Source organism: Streptomyces sp. NPDC006365 (assembly GCF_042870755.1).
Classification (GTDB): Bacteria; Actinomycetota; Actinomycetes; order Streptomycetales; family Streptomycetaceae; genus Streptomyces; species Streptomyces xiangluensis.
Genome location: NZ_JBIAHS010000008.1, coordinates 137,111 through 162,753 on the forward strand (window position 1 = coordinate 137,111; position 25,643 = coordinate 162,753).

Consider the following 25,643-nt stretch of genomic DNA (forward strand, 5'->3'; position numbering starts at 1 on the left):
TGCATAAATGCTCTCGCGAGGGTCGATTGTCAGTGGTGGGATCTACCTTCGATGTCATGACTCAGCAGGGGGTGCGCTGGACCGCGGATCAGGTGCTTGCACTGGCACCTGACTCCGCGTCACGCAAAGCGGGAAGCAAACTCGGCGCGGCCGGGCCGTGGTCGGAGGCCGGCAGTTCTGGCGAGGGGACGGTATGGGGACTGTGCAGGGGCAGTGGCAGCAAGCCGTATCGGACGGTCATCGACCTCGCGGATGCCACGGGGCCCGCGTACAAGTGCAGTTGTCCGAGCCGCAAGTTCCCGTGCAAGCACGCGCTGGGACTGCTGCTGCTCTGGGCGGGCGAGAGCGGGACGGACAGCTCGGTGCCGCGGGGGCAGGCACCGGACTGGGCCGAGCAGTGGATAAAGGGGAGAAGGCAACGCGCGGAGGAGAAGCGGACGACGAGCGGGCCGTCCGGCTCTCCGGCGGGTGATCCCGAGGCGGCGCGACGCCGGGCGGAGCGGCGTGCCGAGCGGATCACGGCCGGCGCGACGGAGCTGGAGCAGCGGCTGACGGACCTGCTGCGCGGCGGTCTGGCCGCGGCGGAGCAGGCGGGGTACGGGCTGTGGGAGGAGACGGCGGCCCGGATGGTCGACGCGCAGGCACCGGGACTGGCCGCGCGCGTGCGGGAGTTGGGGGCGATTCCGTCCTCCGGCCCCGGCTGGCCGGTCCGGCTGCTCGAGGAGTGTGCCCTGCTCCACCTGCTCGACCAGGGCTGGCTGCGGCTCGAGCGGCTACCGGAAGGACTCGCGGCGACGGTCCGTTCCCGGATAGGGCTGACCGGCTCGGCGGACGGCCCACCCGCGCGCGACCGCTGGCTGGTCCTCGCCCAGTACGACACTTCGGACAGCCGCCTCACGACCCGCCGCATCTGGTTGCACGGAGCGGAGTCGGGACACACGGTCCTGCTCCTGTCATACGGAGCTGCCGGCCGCGCACCCGAACTGGCACTGCCCGTCGGACTGGCCCTCGACGCGGAGGTGTCGGCGTACCCGGGCGCGGGCCAGCTGCGGGTGGCCCTGGGCGAGCAGTTCACGCCCCCTTCCCCCGTGACGCTCCGCCCACCAGGGGTGAGCGTGGCACAGGCGGCGGCCCGGTACGGCCAGGCCCTCCGGAACGACCCATGGCAGGACTCCCACCCGGTGACGCTGGCCCGCGTCATACCGACACCAGACGCCGATTCCTGGCAACTTGCGGACGCCGACAGCGACCTGGCGCTCCCCCTCACCCCGGCCGCCCAGTCCCGCTCCGGCCTGTGGCGCCTGGTCGCGCTGTCGGGCGGAGCCCCGGTCACGGTCTTCGGAGAGTGCGGCCACCGCGGCTTCACGCCGTTGACGGCGTGGCCTGAGGAAGCGGGAGAGACGGTGCCGCTGTGCTGACGCCGGCGCAAGGTCTCTCCCTGTCGACACCCACCAGCTCACCTGATTCCCTCACCCCCGCACGGAAGGGACGCCCATGAACAGCCCCCTCACTCCCACAGACGCGCCCGCCGGGAGCTCCTGGGAGGAGCTCGTGACCGTGGCGTTGCTCGGGACCGAGCGGCGTACGTTGCCGGGGACGGCGCCCGGACGGGAGGCCCCGGGCGCACTGCTGGACGCGGCGGCGGTACAGACGGTGCGGCGGCGGGCAGGGTTGCGGCCGGGGCGGGCGGCGGCACGGCCGGAGCCGGCGGCCGAGGATCCGCGCCCGGCGCTTCCCCGCCCCGCCGCGCGCAGGCTGGCGATGCTCCTCGCCGACCGGCCTGGCACGGGGAGCGGCGGCCGCAGAGGAACGGCTCCCGACCTCATGGAGTTGCTGCCGCAGTGGCTCGCCCTGGCGAACGAGCGCGGGTTCGCGGCACCCCCGGAGTTGCTGCCCGCGCTCTTGGACGCGGCCAGGGGGCGTACGGATCTGCGGCCGGCTGCACTGACCTTCGCGGGTCCGCGTGCGCTGTGGCTGGCACGGCTGAACCCGGACTGGCGGTTCGCGCTGCGGGCGACACCGGGCGGCGGAGCCGCGCTGCCCGGTTCCGGAGAACCGGAGCGGACACGGCAGTTGTGGCAGGAGGGCCTCTTCGCCGAGCGGATGGCACTCCTCGCGGCGATACGGGCGCGGGACGCGGCAGCCGCGCGCGAACTGCTCGCCACGACCTGGGCGACGGAGCGGGCCGAGGACCGGCTGATGTTCCTCGACTCTCTGCGCACGGGGCTGAGCGCGGCGGACGAGCTGTTCCTGGAACAGGCATTGGCCGACCGGAGCCGCAATGTACGGGCCACGGCGGCGGAGTTGCTGTCCGCGCTGCCGAGTTCGGCGCTGGCTGGGCGGATGGCGGACCGCGCCGGCTCGTGCGTGGCCGTCGACCATACGGGCCGCGGGCCCACGATCGTGGTCGAGGCGCCGCATGCGTGCGATGCGGGCATGGAGCGCGACGGGGTGGTGGCCAAGGCTCCGGCCGGCCGGGGTGAACGGTCGTGGTGGCTCGGTCAGTTGGTCGAGGCAGCCCCGCTCGCCACTTGGTCCCGGCGGCTCGGCGGGCGTACGCCGGAGGAGATCGTGGCGTTGCCCGTGGCGGACGACTGGCAGGGCGAACTGCATGCCGCATGGTGCCGGGCGGCGGTGCGGCAACGCGATCCCTCCTGGTCGAGGGCAATGTTGGGGTCACCTTCGGCGCCGGAGGCCGGCGGACCGGGTGCAGTGTCGCTGGCCGAGCGGGCCAAACTGCTCGGCACATTGGGCTCCGCCGAGCGGGCCGAGTGGGTGGCCGGGTTCATAGCTGTGCACGGGTTGTCCGAGGCGTTTCAGTTGCTCGGGGTGTGCGGTGTTCCCTGGGCGGGGCCTCTGGGGCGGGCTGTTGTGGACGCGCTCAATATTGCGCGGGATGCGGGGAGTTATCCGTGGAGCTTCAGCGGGGTCATGGGGCTCGCGGAGCGCTGCCTCGACCCGTCGGAGGCGGTTCGTCTCGACGCCCTCACCGCCGTTCCTGACGAGCCGGAGAACGCGTCGCCCGGTGCCGGGGGGTACTGGGCGGAATCGTTCCAGCGGCTGGTGGGGACGTTGCGGTTGCGCGCGGCAATGCGGCTCGAATTGGACGGGGCGCCGATGGGAGTGGTGGGTTCGGGTTCATAGGCGAGTGCGGGTTGCCAGGTGGCCGGTGAACATGGTGGCTGGCGGTTCCATGGGCGCGCCCCTTCAGGGGCGCGGGGCTGTATCGATTTACGGCTCCGCCGCGAAGGGGGTCCCCCCGCTCGAGCGAAGCCGAGAGTGGGGGAGCGACCAGCCACGACACACCCGCAGTCGCCGACGAACCGAACCCACCGCCCCCGTAGGCGCGCCCCCTCAACCAGAGGCAGCCGGCTGCCTGACGTTCGCTCGGACCCAGTCCACGATCGACGCCGTCGTGGCCCCGGGCGTGAAGATCTCGGCGACACCCTTCTCCTTGAGGGGTGGAATGTCCGCCTCGGGGATGATTCCGCCACCGAAGACCTTGATGTCCGACGCCTCACGCTCCTTGAGGAGTTCGATGACAGCGGCGAAAAGCGTGTTGTGGGCCCCGGAAAGAATGGAGAGCCCGATCGCGTCCGCGTCCTCCTGGATCGCGGTGTCGACGATCTGTTCCGGCGTCTGGTGGAGGCCGGTGTAAATGACCTCCATGCCCGCATCACGCAGGGCCCGCGCAATCACCTTGGCCCCACGATCGTGACCGTCGAGCCCCGGCTTGGCCACCACCACGCGGATCGGACCGGCTGCCACACCCATCACTGTTGCCTCCATGTACCGACTTCCGCCCCGCCGGAAACGATCTCCAGCGAACCGGACTGCGAAAATCCGTATCTAGCAAAAACCCAAATTAAACTGTTACCGTCCCGCACCGGCTTGTATCGACTGATAACACCTCAAGACGCCGACGGCGACTCGTCGCAACCGCAACACGTCAGCCCACGTCAGGTGTACCCAGCGGCACAGCACCCCGCACCGCGTCGGCCGGGGAAGTGAACGAACGTTATCGCCAGCATCCCGCAACCGGCAGTTTCACGGTGGAGACCGAGGGGGAAATCACACGATGGGACAAGTTCGCCGCGCACCGATCCCGCACCCTGGGGCACATGGGCCACAGCCGGGCCGGGCGCAAGGGGAGCCGCCACGAGGTCGCCGCACCTCCGCGCCGCCAGCCGGGCGGCAGGATGGCGCGGCATTTCGGCGATCGCACGACGACGGGAGCCCCCGTCGTTCAACGGGCGTGACATACGCCACCCGTGCACCGTCGTACTCCTCGTCGGCGGTTTCCCATGAGGGCACACGGGGGACAGAGCCGTCCTTCCGTGCGCCGACGGGAGGTCGGCCATGAAGGTCACCAGGGCAGTAGCGCCCTTTTATCCGCTTTTGCCGCTCTGTCAACGGCTGTTGCCCAGCAGACTGGCCGGACTCTCACTGACCCTCCTGAAGGCCACGGCCCTTGAGGTCGCGATCCTCGCGGGACATCTGATCCTCTATCCCACGGGCATCACCCAAGAGCGCCGCCCGGGCACCCCTTCGCCTTCCCCGGCTCCCACGCTCCCCTCGGCCTCACTGCCCAGGCCCCGCCGCGCACCCGACGACCTCACCTCCGAGATCGCGACCGAGACCGGCACCGACCGTGACGCCGAGGCCCACCGCCTGCCCACCCAGCCCAAACCCCCGGTCGTCCTCCTCCACGGGTTCATAGACAACCGCTCGGTGTTCGTGCTGCTGCGCCGCTCCCTGGCCCAGCACGGCAGGCAACAGATCGAGTCGCTCAACTACTCCCCCCTGACCTGCGACATACGTACCGCTGCCGAGCTGCTCGGCCGGCACATAGAGGAGATCTGCGAGCGCACCGGTCAGCAGGAGGTCGACATCGTCGGCCACAGCCTCGGCGGACTGATCGCGCGTTATTACGTGCAGCGCCTGGGCGGTGACATCCGCGTACGGACTCTTGTGACGTTGGGCACACCGCACTCGGGCACGCGCGTGGCACCGCTGATGAACGCGCATCCGATCGTGCGGCAAATGCGGCCCGACTCCACCGTGCTCGAGGAGCTGCGCGAGCCCGCACCGGCCTGTCGGACCCGGTTTGTGAGCTTTTGGAGCGACCTCGACCAGCTGATGGACCCGTTGGAGACGGCCTGCGTCGAGCACCCGGACCTGCTCGCGCAGAACGTACGAGTGAGCGGGATAGGCCACCTCGCCCTGCCCGTACACCCGGCGGTCGCAGTGGGCATACGGCAGGCGCTCGACATCGAGGAGACCGCGGGAGTCCCTGCCGCCGCACGCACCGGCGGACTAACCGTGGCGTAAGTCACAACACGCACCGCACGCCGACGGGACCTCGAACGCCGAACAGCTGGGGAACACCCACGCGCCCTCGAACGTTTATCGAACGAAAGGCCAAAGTCGCACCCGCAGTCCGCCGAAAGGCGGCCGAATGCCCGTTTCCCGAGCGGGGGATGACGGCCGAAGATTGTCGCGCCCGTCAACCGCCGGGTACAGTCACCGCACTGCTCTGCCAGCGCCCCTGTCGTCGAGGCGAAAGAGAAGTTGGTGAACGACCGTCACCCGTCGGGGACCGTGCCGCCCCCGGCCGCGGCTCCCGAAGCTGCCTCGACGCACTTCGCGTCGCATGGCGAGCACGGGGTCCAGTACGGCGACTTCACCACGTACGACGCCTACACCGCCACTGGATTTGACGCGGCGCCCACCGGCATCTACGACACATACGGCACACCGGGCGCCTGCGCGGCGCCGCCCTTCGAGGCCACGACGAGCTTCGAGACCGACCCCCTCTTCGGCGACCTGCCGGGCAGCGGTGCCACCGGTTCGTACACGTCCACCGGCAGTCACCAGACGCTGAACTACGACCCCTACGCGGCCCAGCATCACGCCGCGTACGACACCGGCGGCCATGACGCGACCGGCCTGTGGACGGACACCTCCGGCCACCAGCCGCTCGTCGGGATCCCTGCGCAGTCCACAGGCCCCGACATCAGCGGTCAGTGGGACGCGAACGCCTGGCTGCAGGCCGAACCGTTCGGCCAGGCTCAGCAGTGGAACACGCAGACCTTCGACTCGGGTGCGTACGACGCCACGGCATGGAACTCCGACGGCGGCGAACAGCACGAGTCGTCCGACCAACACGAGCCGCATGAGCCGCACGATCAGTCGGCCACAGCGATCTTCGAGCCGGTCACATACGAACAACAGTCCGCCATAGAAGACGAGTTCCCTTCCTCCGGCGGCCTGGATCCGGACGCCGGCACCGGTATCAGCACCAGCAGCCACGAGGAACCACTTCTCGTCGACGGCCCCGAAGAGCTCGCCCCGGACGCCACCGCCGTCCTGCCGGCCCCCCGCCCGGGGTCCCGCACCGCATCCCGCGCAGCATCCCGCTCCCGCCGCCGTACCCCGCCCAAGCGTTCCGCTCTGCTGACGGTCGCCGTGCCGTCCGCGTGCGTGATGGGTGTGGCCGGGATCGCGGCGGCATCCGTGGGCAGCGGGAACGGGAACGAAGGCAACGAGACGACGGCCGCGACCGGCACGACCGCTGTGCAGCCGGCGACCGCCAACAACAAGCTCGACACCCAGCTCGAGAGCCTGACCGCGGACGCGGACGACTTCGCCGACCGGGCGAGCCGTACGCAGGAGCGGATCGATCTCAAGGCCCAGCAGGAGGCCGAGAAGAAGCGGGCAGCGGCGGAGGCGGCGCGCAAGGAGCGGCTGCGTCCGAAGTTCGCGGTGCCGGTCGAGCAGAAGGGGCTCAGCGCCTACTACGGCCAGGCCGGCATCAACTGGATGTCCGTGCACACGGGCATCGACTTCCCCGTCTCGTACGGCACGACGGTGATGGCCGCGACCGACGGCGTCGTCCGTACGGAGTGGAACAGCGCGTACGGGAACATGGCGATCGTGACCGCGAAGGACGGTACGGAGACGTGGTACTGCCACCTCTCCACGTACAAGGTCGCTTCCGGGACCGAGGTGAAGGCCGGCGACCCGATCGCGTTCTCCGGCAACTCCGGCAACTCGACCGGCCCGCACCTCCACTTCGAGGTACGCCCGGGCGGCGGCGACGCGATCGACCCCCTGTCGTGGCTCCGCAGCCACGGCCTCAACCCGACGTAACCGCCCCGCCGCGCGGCCACCGAGCCCCGCAGGGCTACAGCTTCTCCACCGGCGCGTACCGCAGCAACAGCCGCTTCGGCTTTGTGTCCCCGAAGTCGATCGTCGCCTCGGCGTTCGACCCTGTGCCCTTCACGCCGACCACCGTGCCGAGCCCGAACTGGTCGTGGGTGACCCGGTCCCCCACCGCCAGCGACACCACCGGCTTCTCCGTGGCACCGCCACGCCGCGTGGCGAAGCCGGAGGCGCCCGAGGCCGCCGAGCGCGTGCGGGAGGAGGACAGGGAGGCCGCCACGCCCGCCGCGGGGCCGGAGGCCACCGCTCCCATGGACCCCGTCCGCTTCCACTCCAGATGGGTGTCCGGGATCTCCTCCAGGAAGCGGGACGGCGGGTTGTACGAGGGCTGCCCCCAGGCACTCCGCATCGAGGACCGCGTCAGATACAGCCGCTCCCGCGCGCGTGTGATGCCGACATACGCGAGCCGCCGCTCCTCCTCCAGCTCCTTGGTCTGGCCGAGAGAGCGCATGTGCGGGAAGACGCCGTCCTCCATGCCGGTCAGGAACACCACGGGGAATTCGAGGCCCTTGGCGGTGTGGAGGGTCATGAGCGTTATGACGCCGGAGCCGTCCTCCTCCTCGTCCGGGATCTGGTCGGAGTCGGCGACGAGCGCGACCCGCTCCAGGAAGTCCGACAGGCCGCCCGCGGCCTCGCCCTCACCGGCGTCCTGCTCGAATTCCAGGGCCACGGCGGCGAGTTCCTGAAGGTTCTCGATACGGGTCTCGTCCTGCGGGTCCGTGGAGGCCTGCAACTCGGCCAGATAGCCGGTGCGTTCGAGCACGGCCTCCAGGACCGTGGCCGGGCCCGCGCCCGACTCGACGATGGTCCGCAGCTCCTCCATCAGCGTGTTGAACCGCTTGACGGCGTTCGTGGAGCGGGCCGCCATGCCGTACGCCTCGTCGACGCGGCGCAGCGCCTGCGAGAAGCTGATCTTCTCCCGCGAGGCGAGTGCGTCGATCATCGCCTCGGCCCGGTCTCCGATGCCCCGCTTGGGGACGTTGAGAATCCGCCTCAGCGGTACGGAGTCCTCCGGGTTGGCGAGCACCCTCAAGTACGCGAGGACGTCCCGGACTTCCTTGCGCTCGTAGAAGCGGACGCCGCCGACGACCTTGTAGGGCAGGCCGACGCGGATGAAGACCTCTTCGAAGACACGGGACTGGGCGTTCGTACGGTAGAAGACGGCGACGTCGCCGGCCTTCGCCTCACCGGCGTCCGTCAGCCGGTCGATCTCGTCGGCGACGAACTGCGCCTCGTCGTGTTCCGTGTCGGCGACGTAGCCGGTGATGCGCGCGCCCGCGCCCGCGTTGGTCCACAGGTTCTTGGGGCGGCGGCTTTCGTTGCGCTCGATGACCGCGTTCGCGGCGCTCAGGATCGTCTGTGTGGAGCGGTAGTTCTGCTCCAGGAGGATCGTCGTCGCGTCCGGGTAGTCCTCCTCGAACTGGAGGATGTTGCGGATCGTCGCGCCGCGGAAGGCGTAGATGGACTGGTCGGCGTCACCGACGACGCACAGCTCGGCGGGCGGCACGTCGTGCTCGCTCGGGGGTACGTCCACGGGGTGCTCGGAGGTACCGACGAGTTCCCGTACGAGGGCGTACTGGGCGTGGTTCGTGTCCTGGTATTCGTCCACGAGGACGTGGCGGAAGCGGCGGCGGTAGTGCTCGGCGACGTCCGGGAAGGCACGCAGGAGGTTGACCGTCGTCATGATCAGGTCGTCGAAGTCGAGGGCGTTCGCCTCGCGCAGTCGCGACTGGTAGAGCGCGTATGCCTGGGCGAGGGTCTTCTCGAAGCCGTCGGAGGCCTGTGCCGCGAAATCCTCTTCGTCGATCAGCTCGTTCTTGAGGTTCGAGATCTTGGCGCTGAAGGACTTGGGCGGGAAGCGCTTCGGGTCGAGGTCCAGGTCGCGGCAGACCAGGGCCATGAGGCGCTTGCTGTCGGCGGCGTCGTAGATCGAGAACGAGGACGTGAAGCCGAGCTTCTTCGACTCCCGCCGCAGAATCCGTACACACGCGCTGTGGAAGGTCATCACCCACATCGCGTTCGCACGCGGGCCGACGAGGTGCTCGACGCGCTCCTTCATCTCGCCCGCGGCCTTGTTGGTGAACGTGATCGCGAGGATCTGACCCGGGTGCACCTTCCGCTCGCCGAGCAGGTACGCGATCCGGTGCGTGAGCACACGGGTCTTGCCGGACCCGGCGCCGGCCACGATGAGCAGGGGGGAGCCGGAGTGCACGACCGCCGCGCGCTGGTTGTCGTTCAGCCCCTCCAGAAGCGCGGCCGCGTCCACATGGGGACGGGGGGCACCATCGCGGTAGTAGGCCTCCCGGTCCGGCGGCACGTCGAACTTCCCGCCGAACAGATCGTCCGGAACCTGCTCCGGTACGTGCTCGTCCTCGGGCGGTGGCGGGGGCTCTTCCTCGCGGTCCCGCGAGGGTTTGAGGTCCGCCAGGAAGCTGTCATCAAAGAGGCTGCTCATCGCTCTCCGAGTCTAGGCTCCCCCACTGACACCTCGCGGCCGCCCTGAAAAGCTGCGCTCAAAACCTGACGGCTCTGCCGGTGCGAGCCTGCCGGGATCCCTCTCACTCTCCAGGACCGCCCCGTCACGGTCGGCGACGGATCATGACACCTGAGGCTAAGGTCACGAAAACGTATCGGACAATTCGCACATCAACCTTCACAGGAGCCACACGAGTTGGTTAGCTTTCGCAGTGGGCCGCTCGACCCCCACCGGCGAACGTCGCCGGGCCGTGCGGCTCCCGCCGAGTCCGGTACGCCCTTGTGGGCCACCCGGAGCCGGGGACCCACCGACCTTGGGGTGAATCGGTCCAACTCCCTCAGGGGAGAAGGGCCGTAGGGCAAACCTTCCGAAGCACACGCCCGAACCCGACAGCTAACTCGGTAGGCGGAGCACGGAAGGAGTCGCCTTCGTGGCGCCACACCGCAAAGCGCGGTCGTCCAGTCCCAAGGGCATACGGACCCCTGCCCTCGCCACCGCCGCTCTCACCTCGGTGGCCCTCCTGTCGCAGACCGCGAACGCTTCGCCCTCGGCGGAGCCGAAGCCCAGCCTCGACGAAGTCCAGAAGAAGGTCGACGACCTCTACCAGCAGGCGGAGACGGCGACCGAGAAGTACAACGGCGCCAAGGAGAAGACCGGCAAGCAGCGCAAGAAGGTCGACAACCTCCTTGACGACGTGGCCTCCCGCACGCAGAAGCTCAACGAGGCGCGCGAGGAGCTCGGTACGTTCGCCGCCGCGCAGTACCGTACGGGTGCCGCCGCCCCTGACGCCGCGTCCCTGCTGCTCGCGGACAACCCGCAGGACTACTTCGACCAGAACCAGCTGATGGACCGGCTGACCAGCCGCCAGCAGCAGGCCGTCGACGACTATGCGACGCAGCAGTCCGAGATGACGCAGAAGCGTCAGGAGGCCTCCGAGAGCCTTCAGGCGCTCACCACGACCGAGAACACCCTGAAGTCGTCCAAGGCGGACGTTCAGCGGAAACTCGCCGAGGCGCGCCAGTTGCTCTCGCGGCTGACCACCGAGGAAAAGGCACGGCTCGCGGCGATCGAGCGGGAGAAGCGCGAGGAGGCCCAGCGCAAGGCGGAGGAGCTGGCGCGGCAGCAGGCCGCGGAGGAACAGCTCCGCCAACAGCAGCAGCAGGCCCAGCCGACTCCCGCGCCCTCCACCGGCGCGGAGACCTCGACCGGCACGGGCACCTCCGCGGGCACCACGACCGCCAAGGGCGAGAAGGCGATCGCCTTCGCCCGTGCCCAGACCGGCAAGCCGTATGTCTGGGGCGCGTCAGGACCCGACTCCTACGACTGCTCCGGCCTCACCCAGGCCGCCTGGAAGGCCGCCGGCGTCACCCTCCCGCGCACCACCTGGGACCAGGTCAATGTGGGCACCCAGGTCTCGGTCGCCAGCGCCCAGCCCGGCGACCTGGTCTTCTTCTACGACGACATCAGCCACGTCGGCCTCTACCTCGGCGACGGCATGATGATCCACGCCCCGAAGCCGGGTGCGTATGTCCGCGAGGAGTCGATCTACTACATGCCGATCCACAGCGTGGTCCGTCCGGCGTGAGGCACGCGCGCGTGGACCCTTTTTCGGGGTGCACGCGCGCGTGAGCCCGTTTTGCGGCTCTTCAAGGGGCCGCTTCCGAGGCTCTTCAGGCCATCAGGTCCAAAGCACCGCGATGAAGATGTTCGCGGTGGTCAGGCCGCCAACCAGGCCGAACAAGCCCTTGTCCACCTTCTCCTCGTCCCGCTTCACGTACACGAGACCCAGAATCACGATCAGCAACGCCAGCTTGACGCCGATCTTGATGTTATTGACCGCCTGGTCGTCGGCCTGGTTGAGGCCGACCAGGATCACACCCGTGACGAGCATGGTGAACGCGCCGTGGAGCATCGCGGGGCCGAAGCGGGCCGTGCCCTCGCCCATCGCCTTCATCTGGGTGAGGAAGCCGCCGAGGAGTGCGGCGATACCGATGATGTGCAGGGCGACGAAGAGATGGATGAGTACGTCCATGACGCCGGAGCCTAACCGGGAGCTCGTGCACGGCCTCACACCACCCCGCGCCGCCGGGCGTATCCCCGTACAGGCCCTGACGGACGCCTACGGGCGCTGGCGGGCCCCGTAGCACCGCCGAGCCGCCCGGGCCTCCACGACTGCTGCATCGGTCAACGCCTCGCGTCAACTCGGCGCCGTCAGGCCGGGATCACGGTCGTACACGGTCATCTCGCGGCCCAGTCCCGTCAGTTCCGTACATGGCGTTACCAGGCCGACCCGCTCAGGCTTAGCGTCCTTCCCCAGGTGACCGGCTCCCCACCGCCGTCCGGACCAGGGGCGGCAGCCGGACATCACCGCCGAGAAGATCCGGCGGCGGCCCGCTCCCCCTGTGCGGGCCGCCGCCGGACGCGTGACCGGCCCGTTCGGGAAGGAAGTGTGTCCAGGTGGCAGCGCACCGCAAGCCAAGACAGCGCTCACTCGGGGGCAATACGGCCCGCACCGCCTTCACGATCGCACTCGCGGGCGCGGCGAGCGCCACCTCCTTCGACGGGGCGGGCCACGCCGAGCCACGGTTGACCCCGGATCAGGTGCGGGCGAAGGTCGACAAGTTGTACCAGGAAGCGGAGGTCGCCACCGAGAAGTACAACGGGGCGAAGGAGAAGGCCGACAAGGCGGAGGAGCGGGTGGACTCCCTCCAGGACGAGGCCGCCCGCAGGACGGAGCGGCTCAACGCCGAGCGGGACGCGCTGGGTTCGGTGGCTGCCGCGCAGTACCGGGACGGAGGCCTGGACCCCGCGCTGCGGCTCTTCCTCTCCTCGGAGCCCGATCAGTACCTGGATGAGGCCGCGTTCGCCGAACGCGCCGGCAGCCGGCAGGCCTCGACCGTTTCGCGCGTACGCGGCCAACTGCGCGAGATCGAGCAGTTGCGCGGGGCCGCCCATGTCGAGCTGGCCTCGCTCAAGTCCCAGCAAGCGGCGCTGAACCGGCACAAGAAGACGGTCACGGGAAAGCTCGGCGAGGCCCGGCGGCTGCTGTCCCGCCTGACGGACGAACAGCGCGCACGGATCGGCGCGGACGACGCCGCCACGGCCCGCGCCTCACGCTCCGCTCCGCCGGCCCCGGGCTCGACCGCTGCGGCTCCCAACTCCCGGGCGGCGGCCGCCATTTCGTACGCGTACGAGAAGCTCGGCAGCCCGTACGTGTGGGGTGCCACCGGTCCCGATGCCTTCGACTGCTCGGGCCTCATGCAGGCCGCGTACCGCTCCGCGGGGATCTCGCTGCCTCGGACGACGTATGCCCAGATCGACGCCGGGGAGCGGGTCTCGCGCGCCGGCCTCCGGCCTGGGGACCTGGTGTTCTTCTACTCCAGCATCAGCCATGTGGGGCTCTACGTGGGGAACGGGCAGATGATCCACGCGCCCAATCCTTCGGCGCCTGTGCGGCTCGCTCCGCTCGACGAGATGCCGTTCGCGGGGGCCACGAGGGTGGTGTGAGGTTGCCTCGCCCCGCCGCCCTTACCCTCCGAAGTACCTCGGTGCGGGTCGGTTGTGGCTGGTCGCTCCCCCACTCTCGGCTTCGCTCGAGCGGGGGGACCCCATCGCGGCGGAACCGCACAGTGATACAGCCCCGCGCCCCTGAAGGGGCGCCCGCCTATGCCACCTCTCTCAGCGCCTCCCCCACCGTGGCCACGCCTTCCTCAATCGCGGTCGTCGCAGTCGCCGCGTATCCCAGAAGCACTCCCGGCGGACCTTCCGGCCGCTGCCGGTGCCACGACAGCGGGTGCACCTTGACACCGCGGGCCAGTGCGGCTGCGGTGAGGTCGGTGTCGGCGAGACCGAGCCCCTCGAACGTCACCAGCAGATGCAGCCCAGCTGCGGCCCCGTGCACGACCGCCCCCGGCAGATGCGCCTGTATCGCCTTGATCATGGCGTCCCGCCGACGACGATGGCGCTGCCGCAGCAGCCGCAGATGCCGCTCCAACTCCCCCGACTCCATCAACCGGGCCAGCACGAGCTGCGGCAACACCGCATTCCCCAGATCAGCGAACCGCTTCGCCGACACCAACGCGTCCCGGTACCGCGGCGGGGCCACCATCCACCCCATACGGAGCGCCGGCGCGAGCAGCTTCGACACGCTCCCCAGGTAACAGACCCGCTCCGGCGCCATCGACCGGAACGCGGGTACGGGTGACCGGTCGTAACGGTGCTCGGCGTCGTAGTCGTCCTCGACCACCAGGCCGCCGCCCTCGACCCACCACAGCAACTCCCGGCGCCGCGCGCCCCCGAGCACAACCCCGGTCGGGAACTGATGAGCCGGGGTCAGCAAGACCGCCCGGCGGTCGCCGGGTTCGGCCAGTTCGGATACGAGTACGCCCTCGCCGTCGACCGTCACGGGCGGCGTACGAAGTCCTTGGTTCGCCAGATGCTGTCGAATCCCGAGCGATCCGGGATCCTCCACAGCGAGCTCCTCGACCCCGTCCTCCCGCAGCACGCCGCCGATCAGCGCGAGCGCCTGTGCGGTCCCCGCGACGATCAGCACCTCACCGGGCTCGACCCTGATCCCCCGGTTCCGCCCCAGCCAGTGCGCGACCGCCTGCCGCAACTCCACAGTCCCCCGCGGATCCCCGTACCCGAACCCGACCGCCGCCAGCTCCCCCAGTACCTCCCGCTCGGCCCGCAACCAGGCCGCCCGCGGAAACGCCGCCAGATCCGGCACTCCGGGCGACAGATCGATCCGCGCGGGCGCGGCACGTATCAGGTCGAAGACGTCCTCGCCCGGCGGAAGACCGAACAGAGTGGCGGAGTCAGGCGGTTGGCGCGAAGGATTGGGCCGGAGGCGACGTACACCCGCGCCCAAGCCGACTGGCGCTCTCCGCACCCGTCTACCCACCACGCCCACAGGCTCGGCCATGCCCGAAGCCACTGTCACGGCCGCAGGCTCTGCCACGCCCACCGGCACCGCCACCACCACTGTCCCGTTTCGGCCCCGTCCCTCCACATGCCCGTCCTCCGACAGCCGCTGATAGGCCTCGGTCACCACCCCGCGCGACACCCGCAACTCCGCGGAGAGCACACGCGTCGCGGGAAGCCGACTCCCGAGCGGCAGCCGCCCGTCGGCCATCGCACGCCGCAACTGCCCCGCAAGCCAGTCGGCCCGCCCGCCGAGCGGCGCATCCCGTATGTCGAGCTGCAGGAAGTCGGAACCGGCAGTCACGTCCCCGTCCTGGACATCTTTGGCTCCCTCAACGGCATGCCCATTGGACCTGTCCACCGAACCATTCTCGGACGAGGCTCGCCTCATGACCACCACACCCATCGACTACGTCCACGGCTACTCCGCCCACGAGACCCGCCGCCTCGGCGACCAGGCCGACACCCTGGCGCAACTGCTCCACGCCGGCACTGCCTACCCCGCGGGCAGCAAGGTCCTGGAGGTGGGCTGCGGAGTGGGCGCCCAGACGGTCCACTTGGTCGAGGCGAGCCCGGAGGCGCACTTCACGGCGGTGGACGTCTCAGCCGCTTCCCTCGCCCAGGCCCGCGTCCGCGTCACGGCCCTGTTCCCCCAGGCCCACGTGACGTGGCACGAGGCGAACCTTTTTGAACTCCCCTTCGCTGACGCCGAGTTCGACCACATCTTCGTCTGTTTCGTCCTGGAACACCTGGCCGCCCCGGGCCAGGCGCTGAGTGCCCTGCGCCGCGTCCTCCGCCCCGGCGGCACGCTCACGGTCATCGAGGGCGACCACGGCTCGACGTTCTTCCACCCCCACAGCCGGTACGCCCACGCCGCCATCGACTGCCTGATCCAACTCCAGGCCGCACCCGGCGCAAACGCCCTGATCGGCCGCGCACTGCACCCCCTCATCGCCGGCGCCGGATACGACGACGTGACGGTCCGCCCCCGCACCGTCTACACCGACCGCTCCCGGCCCGGCCTGGTGGACGGCTTCACCCGCAACACCTTCATCGCCATGATCGAGTCCGTACGCAAGGACGCCTTGGCGGCGGACCTCATCACCCCCTCGGACTGGGATCGAGGCATAGCCGACCTCCACTGCGCAACGGCCGATGACGGCACGTTCCACTACACGTTCTTCAAAGGGGTCGCCATCAGTCCGCCCCACCGCTGAACGTGCCGGCCTGCCCGGCGCTTCTCCGGCACCAGCGCGCCCGGTACCGCGTCGGTGCGACCACCCGCCCCATTCGAGGAATTGGGTTGCCTGCGGCGGAGCGCACCGGCAGCCGCCCAACCGGTGCTCGACATGCTCGCGGCGGACGCCCCGCGCATACCTCTCCTTCACCCTCGTGACGGCCCGAGAACTAGTCCGTCACAGCCATACGAGCGGGGAGGGTCAGACCAGTCGTCGTGCCGTCGCCCATCGGGTCAGCTCGTGGCGGTTGGACAACTGGAGCTTTCTGAGGACCGCCGAGACATGGGACTCCACCGTCTTCACCGAGATGAACAGCTGCTTGGCGATCTCCTTGTAGGCGTACCCGCGGGCGATGAGGCGGAGGACCTCGCGCTCGCGCTGAGTGAGGCGGTCGAGGTCCTCGTCGACGGGCGGGGCGTCGGTGGAGGCGAAGGCGTCGAGTACGAAACCGGCCAGGCGCGGGGAGAAGACCGCGTCACCGTCCTGGACGCGGAAGACGGAGTTGACGAGGTCCGTGCCGGTGATCGTCTTCGTCACATAGCCTCGGGCGCCGCCCCGGATGACGCCGATGACGTCCTCGGCGGCGTCGGAGACGGACAGCGCGAGGAACCGTACGGGCTGCTCGGCATCCGCCATCAACGGGGCGCAGCGGCGCAGGACTTCGACCCCGCCGCCGCCCGGAAGGTGCACGTCGAGGAGGACGACCTCGGGCCGTGTGGCCGTGATGACCGAGACGGCCTGGTCGACGTCGGCGGCCTCCCCGACCACCTCCACACCCGTCCGTTCGGTCTGCCCGATCTCCGCCTGGACCCCCGTACGGAACATGCGGTGGTCGTCGACGAGGACTACCCGGACCCGCCGAACCGGCCCGGCATCCGCCGAATCAGGCGTGCCCGCCGGGTCGTTGGCTTCGGCGGCGGCCTGCGGCGGCGCGGCGGCCGCGGCAGAGCCGGTCTCCGCGGCAGGGCCGTCGGCCGCGCCCGCGCCGGTCGCGCCACCGCCCGGCTCGACCGTCCCGGCCGGCTCGTTCGCGTCGCTCATGTCTCCGCCCTCTCCATCTCCAGCTCGACCTCCGTGCCGCCGTCCGGTACGGCGCGCAGCCGGGCCGTGCCGCCGTTGCGCTCCATGCGGCCGATGATCGATTCTCTGACGCCCATACGGTCGTCGGGTATCGCGTCCAGGTCGAAGCCGGGGCCGCGGTCCCTGACGGACACGAAGACCGTCCTGCCCTCGACCTCGGCGTAGACCTGCACCGCGCCGCCCTCGCCACCGTACTTGGCCGCGTTCACCATCGCTTCCCTCGCGGCCTGCATCTGGGCACCGATTCTGTCGTCGAGCGGGCAGTCGCCGACGACCACGACCTCTATGGGGACGCCGTGCTTGTCCTCCACCTCCGCCGCGCTGCGCCGGACCGCCTCGGCGAGGGTGCCCGGCTCGTCGGCCTCTTCCTTGCCGGTGCCCTCCGGTTTGTACAGCCAGTTGCGCAGGTCGCGCTCCTGGGCACGCGCGAGACGGCGGACCTCGCCCGCGTTCTCCGCGTTCCGCTGTATCAGCGTCAGGGTGTGCAGTACCGAGTCGTGGACGTGGGCGGCCACCTCCGCCCGCTCCTGGGCACGGATACGCATCAGCCGCTCCTCGGAGAGGTCCTGGGTCATGCGTACGAGATAGGGGCCGGCGAGCAGCGCTATGCCGACGAGCACCGCGAGCGCCGCCTGCAACACCGAGCCGAGGTGGGCGGCGGAGCCTTGGAGGACGAATATCCCGGAGACGCCCACGGTGACCAGCAGGACTCCGGCCGCGGAGCGGGCCAGCGTCAGCGTGCGCCGGTGGCGGCCGACCTCCATCCAGCGGGCCCGCCGCGCATTGTCCGCCTGGCGCCAGACCAGGGCGACGCCCGCGCCGACGAGGACGAGGGGCCAGAGATACACCTTCGCCCCGCCGCTCAGGTCCACGTTGCCGACGAAGATCATCGCGATCACGACCATCGCGAGCAGCGCGACGATCTGACCCTTGTCGGGCTTGCGGGCGACAAGTCTGCGGCGCCCGTCGGTGGAGGTCTCGGTGGCGATGGACGGAGGTCGTCCGGTGTCCACGCCTCCGACGCCGAGCGGCACGAAGAACCAGAACGCGGCATACAGCAAGGCGCCGAGGCCCTCGGCCATGAACAGTCCGACGAAGACCAGCCGCACCCAGATCACGGGCAGCCCGAGATGCCCGGCGAGCCCCCGCGCCACACCACCGAGCCAGCGTCCGTCGCTGCTGCGGTAGAGCTTGCGCGGAGGCCGCGGGTCCTCGACGGGCACAGCTGCGACTTCCGGCATGCCATCGATATTCACACGCGAGTCGAGCCAGGACATCAGGGTCGACCCCCGAGACTCCCCTGATCTTCGGTGCCCGGGGCGTCTCGGGGCTCAAGGGCCCGATGCCTCGGGGACGATTTCAGGGTTCGGCCAGGGTTGTCCCGACTGCCGCCGGGCCGCCGCGCCCGTCACCATGGACACATGACAGATCACCAGCACGCCGCGACGGGTCCGGTACCCGGCTCCGGCCCGGGCGAGGCGTCGCCCGCCGGGCCGCGGGACGCGGTGCCCGCTGCCGGCGCCCCGGCCACCGCGGGTGAGGAACCGCGCGCGCACGGAGACCCGCCCGCGCCCGGAGATCCGGTCGTGCCCGAGGTCCCGCAGAAGTTCCGGCGCGACCGGCGGCACAAGATGCTGGGCGGCGTGTGCGCGGGGCTCGGGCGGCAGTGCGACATGGACCCGGTGATCTTCCGCATCGGGCTCGCGGTGCTCTCGGCGAGCGGCGGCATAGGCCTCGTCTTCTACGGCTTCGCCTGGCTGTTCGTGGCCTACGACGACGAGGAGGAGAACGAGCTGCGCAAGCTGCTCACCGGCCGCGTCGACGGCCAGGCGCTGACAGCCGTGCTCTTCGCGCTGGTCGGCTGCGGGGTGTTCCTGTCCATGCTGGGCAACGGCGGGGTGCTCACCTTCGCCACCACGCTCGCGCTGGTTCTGACGGGCGCCGGTTACTGGTCGCGGCAGCGCGGCGCACCCGGCCCCGACCCGCTCGCCGCGCAGGCTGTGGCCGACGCGCCGCCGGAAGCCCAGGCACCGCCCGTCCCCCACTCCTTCTCCTCCTGGTGGCGCGACCCCATCGTCAAGGACGGCACCCACGTGGGAGGCACGGGTTATCTATGGGGGCCGAGTGACACCCAGGACCGGGACATCACGGCGGCAGTCAATATCGCGCAGGGCAACTACGGCAGGGACATACGCGCACGCGAGCCGAAGCCGCGCGGCCCTCGCTGGATCGGCGGCTGGGTGTTCCTGCTCTCCCTGCTGGCGGGCGCCCTCGGCACCGGTGCGACCTGGGACGACCACGCGCTGGGCACCAGCCTCCAGGCCGGCCTGGCGAGCGCTCTCATCGTTCTCGGCGCAGGTATAGCGGTCAGCGCGTTCCTGGGGCGTACGGGGGCGGGGTCGGTCTTCCTCGCGATCATCACCGCGGCCCTGCTGGCCTGCTCGGCGGCGCTCCCGAAGGACATCAGTACGCACTGGGTGCGCACGAACTGGACACCGGCCGCGGTGGCGGACGTACGGCCTGCCTATGAACTCGGCACCGGCGTCGGCACGCTTGATCTGACCCGGATACCCCTCGCCGATGGCCAGACCGTGACGACGAGCGTCGAGGTGGGCGTGGGCCGGCTCAAGGTCCTCGTGCCCAAGGACGCGACGGTGAAGCTGAACGTCGAAGTGGGCGTCGGCGACATCCAGTTCCCCGGCGACGGCAAGCAGGACGTGGACGTGGCCCCCGGCAAGTATGAGGAACGGACTCTCAGGCCCACGAGCAGCACCAAGAACGGCGGCACGCTCGACCTCACCCTCGAGGTCGGCGTCGGACAGGCGGAGGTGGCCCGTGCTACGTCATGACTTCCAGCCCGGCCGACTGATAGCGGGCTTCTTCCTCACGCTCACCGGCATCATCTACGCCGGCGACGCGGGCGGGCTCTGGGAGACCCCCTGGTTCGCGGTGATCCCTCTCGTCACCGGCGGCCTGTGCGTGGCGGCAGCAGCGGGCACGGTGACACACGCGATACGCCACCGCCGCAAGAGGCTCGCTTCCCGGGAGACACGGGAGGCGCCCATGCAGAGCTAGGAGCCGGCTCTGGTAGCCGGAGACCCTGGCCAGCCCTAGTACGCGCCGGCTCGCTGCCTTCGTCGTGATCGCAGCATCGAGTCGATCGAGAACACGGAGGCGCCGGCCAGTACGAGGGGGAGCCAGGCCATCAGGTAGGGGAGGTCGTTGCCGTAGTAGTACGGGTCCGAGGGCCAGCTCACGGTCAGCCAGAGGCTGAGGGAGATCATGGCACCACCGAACGCGGCGAGCCGGGCGAACAGTCCGATCAGGGTGCCGATGCCGACGGCGAGCTCGCCGAAGGCGATGGCGTATGCGAAGCCGACCGGGTTCTTGAGGGAGAGGTCGACGAGTTCGGGGATCGCCGAGGAGTCACGCACCGTGCGCATCATGTCGCCGATCGAACCGGAACCGGCCTCCGACATGAACGCGCTGTCGGTGAGCTTGTCGATCCCCGCGTAGATGAAAGTGACGCCGAGGAAGACGCGCAGCGGTAGCAGGGCGTACCGCGTGGCGGTGTCCCGCCAGTCTCTGCCTCCACCGTCGAGGTAACCGGAGTGCGTATCCATCCGCATACCGTGAGCCATCGCTCTCCGCCACCTCTCACCGAACCGACAGTTCGCCCCTCAACAGACCATACGTAGCCCTGAGGCGGGCGGCTCAACCCCGGACCGAACTTTTTACCTCCGGCGGATGAGCAGGGCGCCTACGGAGGGGTGGTTCGGTTCGTGGGCGAGTGCGGGTGCAGGTCCGTTGTGGCTTGTCGCGCCCACGCGGCGGAGCCGCAAATCGATACAGCCCCGTGCCCCTGAAGGGGCGTCCTGGAGCCGTCGGCCATCATGCTCACCAGTCCCGATGTGCCCGCACCCTCCCACCGGCGGGAGGGGACGTGGGCCGGACCCACCGACCACCCAGGGGCGCGGGGAACGCGCGAGCAACCACAACGAACTGGCACCCGACAACGGACCCAACCGACTGACCCAACCGACGGAGTCAATCCGTCACATCGATCCCGTACCGATTCGTCTCCACCCCCGCCGCGGTGACCACCTGCACATCCACCCGCCCAGGCTCCACATCCGCAGGCACCGGCACAGTCAGAACCGCGTCGGACGGATTCCGGAAGCCCCCGGCCACAGGCACGAGCGGTACATGCACATGGACGGTCCCGATCCGGACCACCATCCGGGACAGGCGGTCAGCCGTGTGCGCACCCGGAGGCACAAACCCAGCCCCCCGGATCTCGATGTCGTCCCCCGTTCGGATCGGCGCGTCCAGGTCCCCGGCCTCGCGGGAACGGACGACCGAGTAGATCACCGGCCGCCCACCCTCCGCGTACTTGGCGGCAACGTACGTCGCGGCCGACACCAGCACCACCAACGCCAGCCCCCACGGCAGGTCCGGCAACTGCTCGGGCCGCCGAGCGAGCCGTACCGCCGCGAACACCAGCGCGGCACCGGCGATCACCACGTACTGCGTGTCCGCGAAGCTGCCCCGCCCCGAGTCATCGGTCAGCAGATCAGCGGCCCGCGGCCGGTCGGCACGTATCTTCTGCAGGCGCTGACCGAGCACCCGCAGGCCCACCACCCGCCGCACCAGCACAGCGATCCCGCACACCATGGCGAGAACGGTGACGACGCCCGCGCCCCGGGTGAGTTCGAGCCCGGAGATCAACGCGTCACGCTCGCCCGGAGAGGACGCGCCCGCGAGCCGGCCCGCCAGCACCAGCACGGCGTAGACGACGAACAGCACCCAACTCGCCGCCACCGCACGTGAAGTGGACAGCCGATTGTCCTCACCGATGACGGGCGCCAGCGCACCTCCACGCGCCCGGTGGAACCACGACGCCCCGACCAGCAGCCCACCCACGACGACCGCGGCGAGGAAGCCGGCAGTCCGCGCGGCAGTCCAGCCCGCCCCGATCGCGGTGAGCGCCTGTACGAGAAGCAGGCCCCCGACGACTCCCGCCACCGCAAGTGCCGTACGCCGCCACAGCAGCCCCAGCCATGCCTCACCCTCGGCCCGGCTCCGCTCGACGACGAGGTCCGCGGACTGGGTCAGCTCGTCCGACACCCACTGCCGCGAGGCGCCCGCCGAGTGCGCGACCGCGGCGGGCAACCCCCGGCCGGAGGCCAACTCGTCCCGCTTGGAAAGGAATGCGGCCACAGCTCGTCGATGTCCTTCGCGCGCCCCCTGCGGACAGTCCCCGCAGGTGCAGCCCCCTTCGTGCGCGCCCTGTCCAGCCTCCTGCACCGCCACCGCCCGCTGCCGCCTTCCCGCACCGCTCCGTAGGACCAACTCGTAGAACCAACCCATAACCACAAGTACCAAGCACCGGGATTGTGCCGTACGCCACTGCGCCCCCACCCGGCAGGTCCGCCCAGCGGTGGCGAACCACCGCACGCCACCGGGGAGGCCATCGCCCCGACCCCCGACCCCTTGTTGACCCGGCTGCGAGAATTTCCCTATGGCCGAGATCATCCAGCGTGACGGGACCTGGGCCTTCGACGGCAACACGGTCCGGATCACGCCGGGACTCCACCGCTCCGTGCCGCTGTTCCGGCAGACGTACGGAGAGATCGCCGTGCCCCTCGAAGCGGTCGCGAGCGTCGTGTACGAACCCGAACGCAAGCGCGGCCGACTGCGCCTGAGACTCCGGGAGGGCGCCGACCCGCTGCTCCAGGCCACCGGTGGCCGGCTTCCCGACGCGGCGGACCCGTACCGCCTGACGGTGGACCTCGACCGCTCGGGCATCGCCGAGTACGTCGCCGAGGAGATACGCCGTGCGCTGCTCCTCGATCAGATCCCCAAGGAACCCGCGAAGGAGTACCTTCTGCCGGGCCCGCCCGTGCCGGTGTCCGTACGCTCCAGCGACGGCATGGTGTCGTTCGACGGAGCCCAGGTCCGGATCGACTGGAGCGACACCTCGGACCGGGTGAAGCGCGCGACGGGTCCGCGCATCATCGAGGTACCGGATCTCGTCCAGGTGGAGTGGCTGCCCAACTCCGGTTACGAGGACGGATTTCTGCGCTTCGTGACCCGCGAGACGGCGTTCTCCAAACTCCCGCCCGAGAAGGACCCGTTCGCCCTCGACCTGTGGGGCAGCGCCCGCCGCGACCTGCTCACGGCGCTGGTCGCCACCGCTGTCACGGCCCGTCTCCCCCATCCGTCCACCCGCACCGGCGAGTATCTTCCCGCCGACACGCCCCGCCTCGCGCTGACGACCAGGGATGCGGTACCGCCCGAGCCGCAGCCCGAGAATCACGACGTGCTCCTGCGGCGCCTGCGGGAGTTGGGCGAGCTGCACCGCGAGGGCGTGCTGACGGACGAGGAGTTCGCGGCGACGAAGGCCGCGGTACTCCGCGGATTCTGAGGGCCCAGTCGCACCAGGACGCCCTGGAACGCGAAGTCCAGAACAGGTCCCGGAACGGAACCCGCAGGTCGGAACCCTCAGATCACGACAACAGATCCGGCTCACTCCGGCTGATGTCCTGCCACAGCGGCTGATAGTTGATCCACGCCACCAGATCCCCGCCGAGCTGCTCACGTGTCGCCACCGCCTGCCGGTGGTCGATGAGCACGGGCCGGCCCGCCGCGCGGGCGGTGAGCTGGACCTGGCAAGAGCGTTCCATGGACACGAACCACCAGGCCGCCGCGTCGACCGAGTCGCCGACGGTCAGCAGTCCGTGGTTGCGCAGCACCAGCGCCTTGCGGGAGCCGAGCGCGGTGGCGATCCGCCGCCCCTCCTCGGCGTCCACGGCGACGCCGGTATACGCGTCGTACAGTGCGTGATCCTCGTAGAAGGCGCAGCTCTCCTGGGTGATCGGGTCGAGCAGTTCGCCGAGCGCGGCCATGGCGCGCCCGTGCACCGAGTGGCAGTGGGCGACCGCAACGACGTCCGGGCGGGCGGCGTGCACCTGGGCGTGCACGGTGAATGCCGCCTGGTTGACGTGATAGCGCCCCTCGATCACCCGCCCTTCTCCATTGGCCATGACAAGATCGCCCACGGTGACATGTTTGAAGGGCATCCCGAACGGGTTGACCCAGAAGCAGTCACTGAACTCCGGGTCGCGCGCGGTGATATGGCCGGAGACACCGTCCTCGAAACCGAGCCGCCCGAAGATCCGCAACGCCCCCGCGAGCCGTTCCTTGCGATGCCGCCGCTCGTCGTCGAGCGACTCGTGCATCGGCGGCATGGCGAAGCGCAGTTGCTCGGTGGGTCGGGGCAGGGGCGGGGTGGGCCCGTGCATATGTCCTCCAGCCCAGAGGTACGGACTTGTTTGCAGCCCGGAAGTTACCGTCGGTCAGCACAGAGGAACAGAGATGTTCGTGAAGAGAGTGCACAACCGTTGTGCAGGGTCGAGTGTCTGCGTGTCTGCGAGAGTGAAACCTACTGCCCAGTCGGGCACGGTCCGAACAGGCACGATCCAGTCGGGCCATTAGGAAGGGCGGAGAGATGAGGGGAGGCATGAACAGAACCGAACGTCGGATCACCGACATGCTCCGGCAGATCGCGACCCGTGACGTGGTCGTGCTGAACGACTTCGGCGGCTCACCGCGCAGACTGGCCGCGCTCACCTTTATCGCCGTCCAGTACGGATTCCGGTACGGGCAGACGACCAGGCACGGTCAGATGCTCCAGGTCCGCCTGATCCGCGACAACCGCCCCGAGGCACGCGAGCGGAGCACCGCCGCGCTCAGCCAGCTGGCGGCCGGCCGCACGCCGGGTATGCGCCCCGGCACCCTCAAACCTCTGCCGGACGCGGCGCCCGCGGTCGGGTTACTCAGGGCCCGGATCGAGTTCGATGCCATGGACGACGACCTCGACTGGCGCCGCAAGGCCGTCTTCATGAGCGCCAGCGCGGCCCTGATGACGCTGCTGCTGATCCCCGCGGGATGGAGGGCCTCGCTCTGCGCCGGCGGCGCGATGGGCCTGGTGTTCGCGGTCTTCCTGCGCCTGGAACTCGGACGCAAGGACCGGCTGGCGCGACGGCTCAAGGCACACGGGCTGCTCTGAGGCACCACGGCTCAACGTCTGTGCACCGCTCTTCACGTCTGTGCACCGCTCTTCACCGCCCATCAAAGGCGACAGTGGATGTCGGGTTTCGGCGTCAGACTCGTCGTATGACGCCGAAACCGAACCCGAGCCAGAAACCGAATTGGGCAGCCTTCACCACCGCCGAACCCGACCTCGCCAAGACGGCCGAGGAACGCTTCGGCGCCTTCACGCACCACGTCCTCGCGACGATTCGCAAGGACGGGTCGCCCCGTACCTCGGGGCTTGAAGTCCAGTTCAAGAACGGCGAGTTGTGGCTCGGCATGATGCCGGACTCGCTCAAGGCACTGGACCTGCGCCGCGATCCGCGCTTCGCGATCCAGGCGAACCCGGGGTCCGGTACGGAGATGGCGGGCGGCGACGTACGGATCTCGGGACGCGCCGTCGAGGTCACCGATCCCGAAACGATGGCGCTGTATGCGCAAGAGGTGGAACCACCGGAGTCGTTCCACCTCTTCCGAACCGAGCTGACGGAGGTCGTACGGACCTACGTCGAGGACAACACGTACCTGGTCGTGCAGATCTGGAAGCCCGGCGAAGCGCTGCGCACCGTCAAGCGCAAGTGAGCCGGAGGCTCCGGGGCGGCCAGGGC

At 69.9% G+C, this 25,643-nt stretch carries 21 protein-coding genes and 1 riboswitch; of the genes, 12 read left to right on the forward strand and 9 right to left on the reverse strand.

Annotation, left to right across the window (positions count from 1 at the left end):
* Nucleotides 1-56 precede the first annotated feature (56 nt).
* On the forward strand, nt 57-1,418 hold the full coding sequence (locus ACFYO0_RS22920) for an SWIM zinc finger family protein (protein ID WP_388678910.1): 1,362 nt from the start codon (nt 57-59) through the stop codon (nt 1,416-1,418).
* Nucleotides 1,419-1,494: 76 nt separating this feature from the next.
* The gene (locus tag ACFYO0_RS22925) at nt 1,495-3,144 is read left to right on the forward strand and encodes a DUF5691 domain-containing protein (RefSeq protein ID WP_388678913.1); all 1,650 of its coding nucleotides are present in this window, start codon (nt 1,495-1,497) and stop codon (nt 3,142-3,144) included.
* 210 nt (nt 3,145-3,354) lie between these two features.
* Here the strand turns inward: ACFYO0_RS22925 and ACFYO0_RS22930 are convergent, their stop codons facing one another.
* Nucleotides 3,355-3,774: a cobalamin B12-binding domain-containing protein gene (locus ACFYO0_RS22930; protein ID WP_328769183.1), complete on the reverse strand. Its 420-nt coding sequence runs from the start codon at nt 3,772-3,774 to the stop codon at nt 3,355-3,357.
* A gap of 585 nt (nt 3,775-4,359) precedes the next feature.
* On the opposite strand from ACFYO0_RS22930, the gene ACFYO0_RS22935 reads away from it, so the two are divergent.
* On the forward strand, nt 4,360-5,331 hold the full coding sequence (locus tag ACFYO0_RS22935) for an esterase/lipase family protein (protein WP_388678915.1): 972 nt from the start codon (nt 4,360-4,362) through the stop codon (nt 5,329-5,331).
* Between the two features lie 243 nt (nt 5,332-5,574).
* Complete coding sequence (locus ACFYO0_RS22940) at nt 5,575-7,152, forward strand: M23 family metallopeptidase (RefSeq protein ID WP_388678917.1); 1,578 nt, start codon at nt 5,575-5,577, stop codon at nt 7,150-7,152.
* Nucleotides 7,153-7,186: 34 nt separating this feature from the next.
* Here the strand turns inward: ACFYO0_RS22940 and pcrA are convergent, their stop codons facing one another.
* On the reverse strand, nt 7,187-9,679 hold the full coding sequence (gene pcrA / locus ACFYO0_RS22945; RefSeq protein WP_388678920.1) for a DNA helicase PcrA: 2,493 nt from the start codon (nt 9,677-9,679) through the stop codon (nt 7,187-7,189).
* A gap of 271 nt (nt 9,680-9,950) precedes the next feature.
* Nucleotides 9,951-10,123: riboswitch (cyclic di-AMP (ydaO/yuaA leader) on the forward strand.
* 7 nt (nt 10,124-10,130) lie between these two features.
* Between pcrA and ACFYO0_RS22950 the strand changes: the two genes are divergently transcribed.
* Nucleotides 10,131-11,285: an NlpC/P60 family protein gene (locus ACFYO0_RS22950; protein WP_388678923.1), complete on the forward strand. Its 1,155-nt coding sequence runs from the start codon at nt 10,131-10,133 to the stop codon at nt 11,283-11,285.
* A 93-nt stretch (nt 11,286-11,378) separates the two neighbouring features.
* On the opposite strand, the gene ACFYO0_RS22955 is transcribed toward ACFYO0_RS22950, so the two are convergent.
* On the reverse strand, nt 11,379-11,732 hold the full coding sequence (locus tag ACFYO0_RS22955) for a hypothetical protein (protein ID WP_388678925.1): 354 nt from the start codon (nt 11,730-11,732) through the stop codon (nt 11,379-11,381).
* Nucleotides 11,733-12,157: 425 nt separating this feature from the next.
* On the opposite strand from ACFYO0_RS22955, the gene ACFYO0_RS22960 reads away from it, so the two are divergent.
* Nucleotides 12,158-13,207, forward strand: a complete 1,050-nt coding sequence (locus ACFYO0_RS22960; protein WP_388678927.1) for an NlpC/P60 family protein — start codon at nt 12,158-12,160, stop codon at nt 13,205-13,207.
* 157 nt (nt 13,208-13,364) lie between these two features.
* Here the strand turns inward: ACFYO0_RS22960 and ACFYO0_RS22965 are convergent, their stop codons facing one another.
* Complete coding sequence (locus ACFYO0_RS22965; protein WP_388678930.1) at nt 13,365-15,014, reverse strand: PLP-dependent aminotransferase family protein; 1,650 nt, start codon at nt 15,012-15,014, stop codon at nt 13,365-13,367.
* On the opposite strand from ACFYO0_RS22965, the gene ACFYO0_RS22970 reads away from it, so the two are divergent.
* Nucleotides 15,013-15,840 (forward strand): L-histidine N(alpha)-methyltransferase, encoded by an 828-nt coding sequence (locus tag ACFYO0_RS22970; protein WP_388678932.1) that lies wholly within the window; start codon nt 15,013-15,015, stop codon nt 15,838-15,840. The two genes, ACFYO0_RS22965 and ACFYO0_RS22970, sit on opposite strands and share 2 nt — an antisense overlap.
* Before the next feature lie 222 nt (nt 15,841-16,062).
* Here the strand turns inward: ACFYO0_RS22970 and ACFYO0_RS22975 are convergent, their stop codons facing one another.
* Both ACFYO0_RS22975 and ACFYO0_RS22980 read right to left on the reverse strand, forming a co-directional pair.
* Nucleotides 16,063-16,902, reverse strand: coding sequence for a LuxR C-terminal-related transcriptional regulator (locus ACFYO0_RS22975; RefSeq protein WP_388678935.1), 840 nt, complete (start codon nt 16,900-16,902; stop codon nt 16,063-16,065).
* Complete coding sequence (locus ACFYO0_RS22980; protein WP_388678938.1) at nt 16,899-18,182, reverse strand: PspC domain-containing protein; 1,284 nt, start codon at nt 18,180-18,182, stop codon at nt 16,899-16,901. Before ACFYO0_RS22980 ends, ACFYO0_RS22975 begins: the two co-directional genes overlap by 4 nt.
* 180 nt (nt 18,183-18,362) lie before the next feature.
* Here ACFYO0_RS22980 and ACFYO0_RS22985 point away from each other — a divergent pair, with 180 nt between their 5' ends.
* Both ACFYO0_RS22985 and ACFYO0_RS22990 read left to right on the forward strand, forming a co-directional pair.
* Nucleotides 18,363-19,790 (forward strand): PspC domain-containing protein, encoded by a 1,428-nt coding sequence (locus ACFYO0_RS22985; protein WP_388678940.1) that lies wholly within the window; start codon nt 18,363-18,365, stop codon nt 19,788-19,790.
* Nucleotides 19,777-20,016 carry a hypothetical protein gene (locus ACFYO0_RS22990; RefSeq protein ID WP_388678942.1) on the forward strand — a complete coding sequence of 80 codons (240 nt, stop codon included), beginning with the start codon at nt 19,777-19,779 and terminating at the stop codon, nt 20,014-20,016. The genes ACFYO0_RS22985 and ACFYO0_RS22990 overlap by 14 nt, the downstream gene beginning before the upstream one ends.
* Before the next feature lie 35 nt (nt 20,017-20,051).
* Here the strand turns inward: ACFYO0_RS22990 and ACFYO0_RS22995 are convergent, their stop codons facing one another.
* A complete protein-coding gene (locus ACFYO0_RS22995; protein ID WP_388678945.1) occupies nt 20,052-20,582 on the reverse strand; it encodes a DoxX family protein in 531 nt (176 codons plus the stop codon).
* A gap of 406 nt (nt 20,583-20,988) precedes the next feature.
* Nucleotides 20,989-22,254: a hypothetical protein gene (locus ACFYO0_RS23000; protein ID WP_388678947.1), complete on the reverse strand. Its 1,266-nt coding sequence runs from the start codon at nt 22,252-22,254 to the stop codon at nt 20,989-20,991.
* Nucleotides 22,255-22,462: 208 nt separating this feature from the next.
* On the opposite strand from ACFYO0_RS23000, the gene ACFYO0_RS23005 reads away from it, so the two are divergent.
* Nucleotides 22,463-23,368 (forward strand): DUF4429 domain-containing protein, encoded by a 906-nt coding sequence (locus tag ACFYO0_RS23005; protein WP_388678949.1) that lies wholly within the window; start codon nt 22,463-22,465, stop codon nt 23,366-23,368.
* 82 nt (nt 23,369-23,450) lie between these two features.
* On the opposite strand, the gene ACFYO0_RS23010 is transcribed toward ACFYO0_RS23005, so the two are convergent.
* Nucleotides 23,451-24,245 (reverse strand): class II aldolase/adducin family protein, encoded by a 795-nt coding sequence (locus ACFYO0_RS23010; RefSeq protein WP_388678952.1) that lies wholly within the window; start codon nt 24,243-24,245, stop codon nt 23,451-23,453.
* Between the two features lie 218 nt (nt 24,246-24,463).
* Between ACFYO0_RS23010 and ACFYO0_RS23015 the strand changes: the two genes are divergently transcribed.
* Both ACFYO0_RS23015 and ACFYO0_RS23020 read left to right on the forward strand, forming a co-directional pair.
* Nucleotides 24,464-25,012, forward strand: coding sequence for a hypothetical protein (locus ACFYO0_RS23015; RefSeq protein ID WP_388678955.1), 549 nt, complete (start codon nt 24,464-24,466; stop codon nt 25,010-25,012).
* Between the two features lie 107 nt (nt 25,013-25,119).
* Entirely contained in the window at nt 25,120-25,617 is a 498-nt protein-coding gene (locus ACFYO0_RS23020; RefSeq protein ID WP_388678957.1) for a pyridoxamine 5'-phosphate oxidase family protein, read from the forward strand.
* The last annotated feature ends 26 nt before the right edge of the window (nt 25,618-25,643 follow it).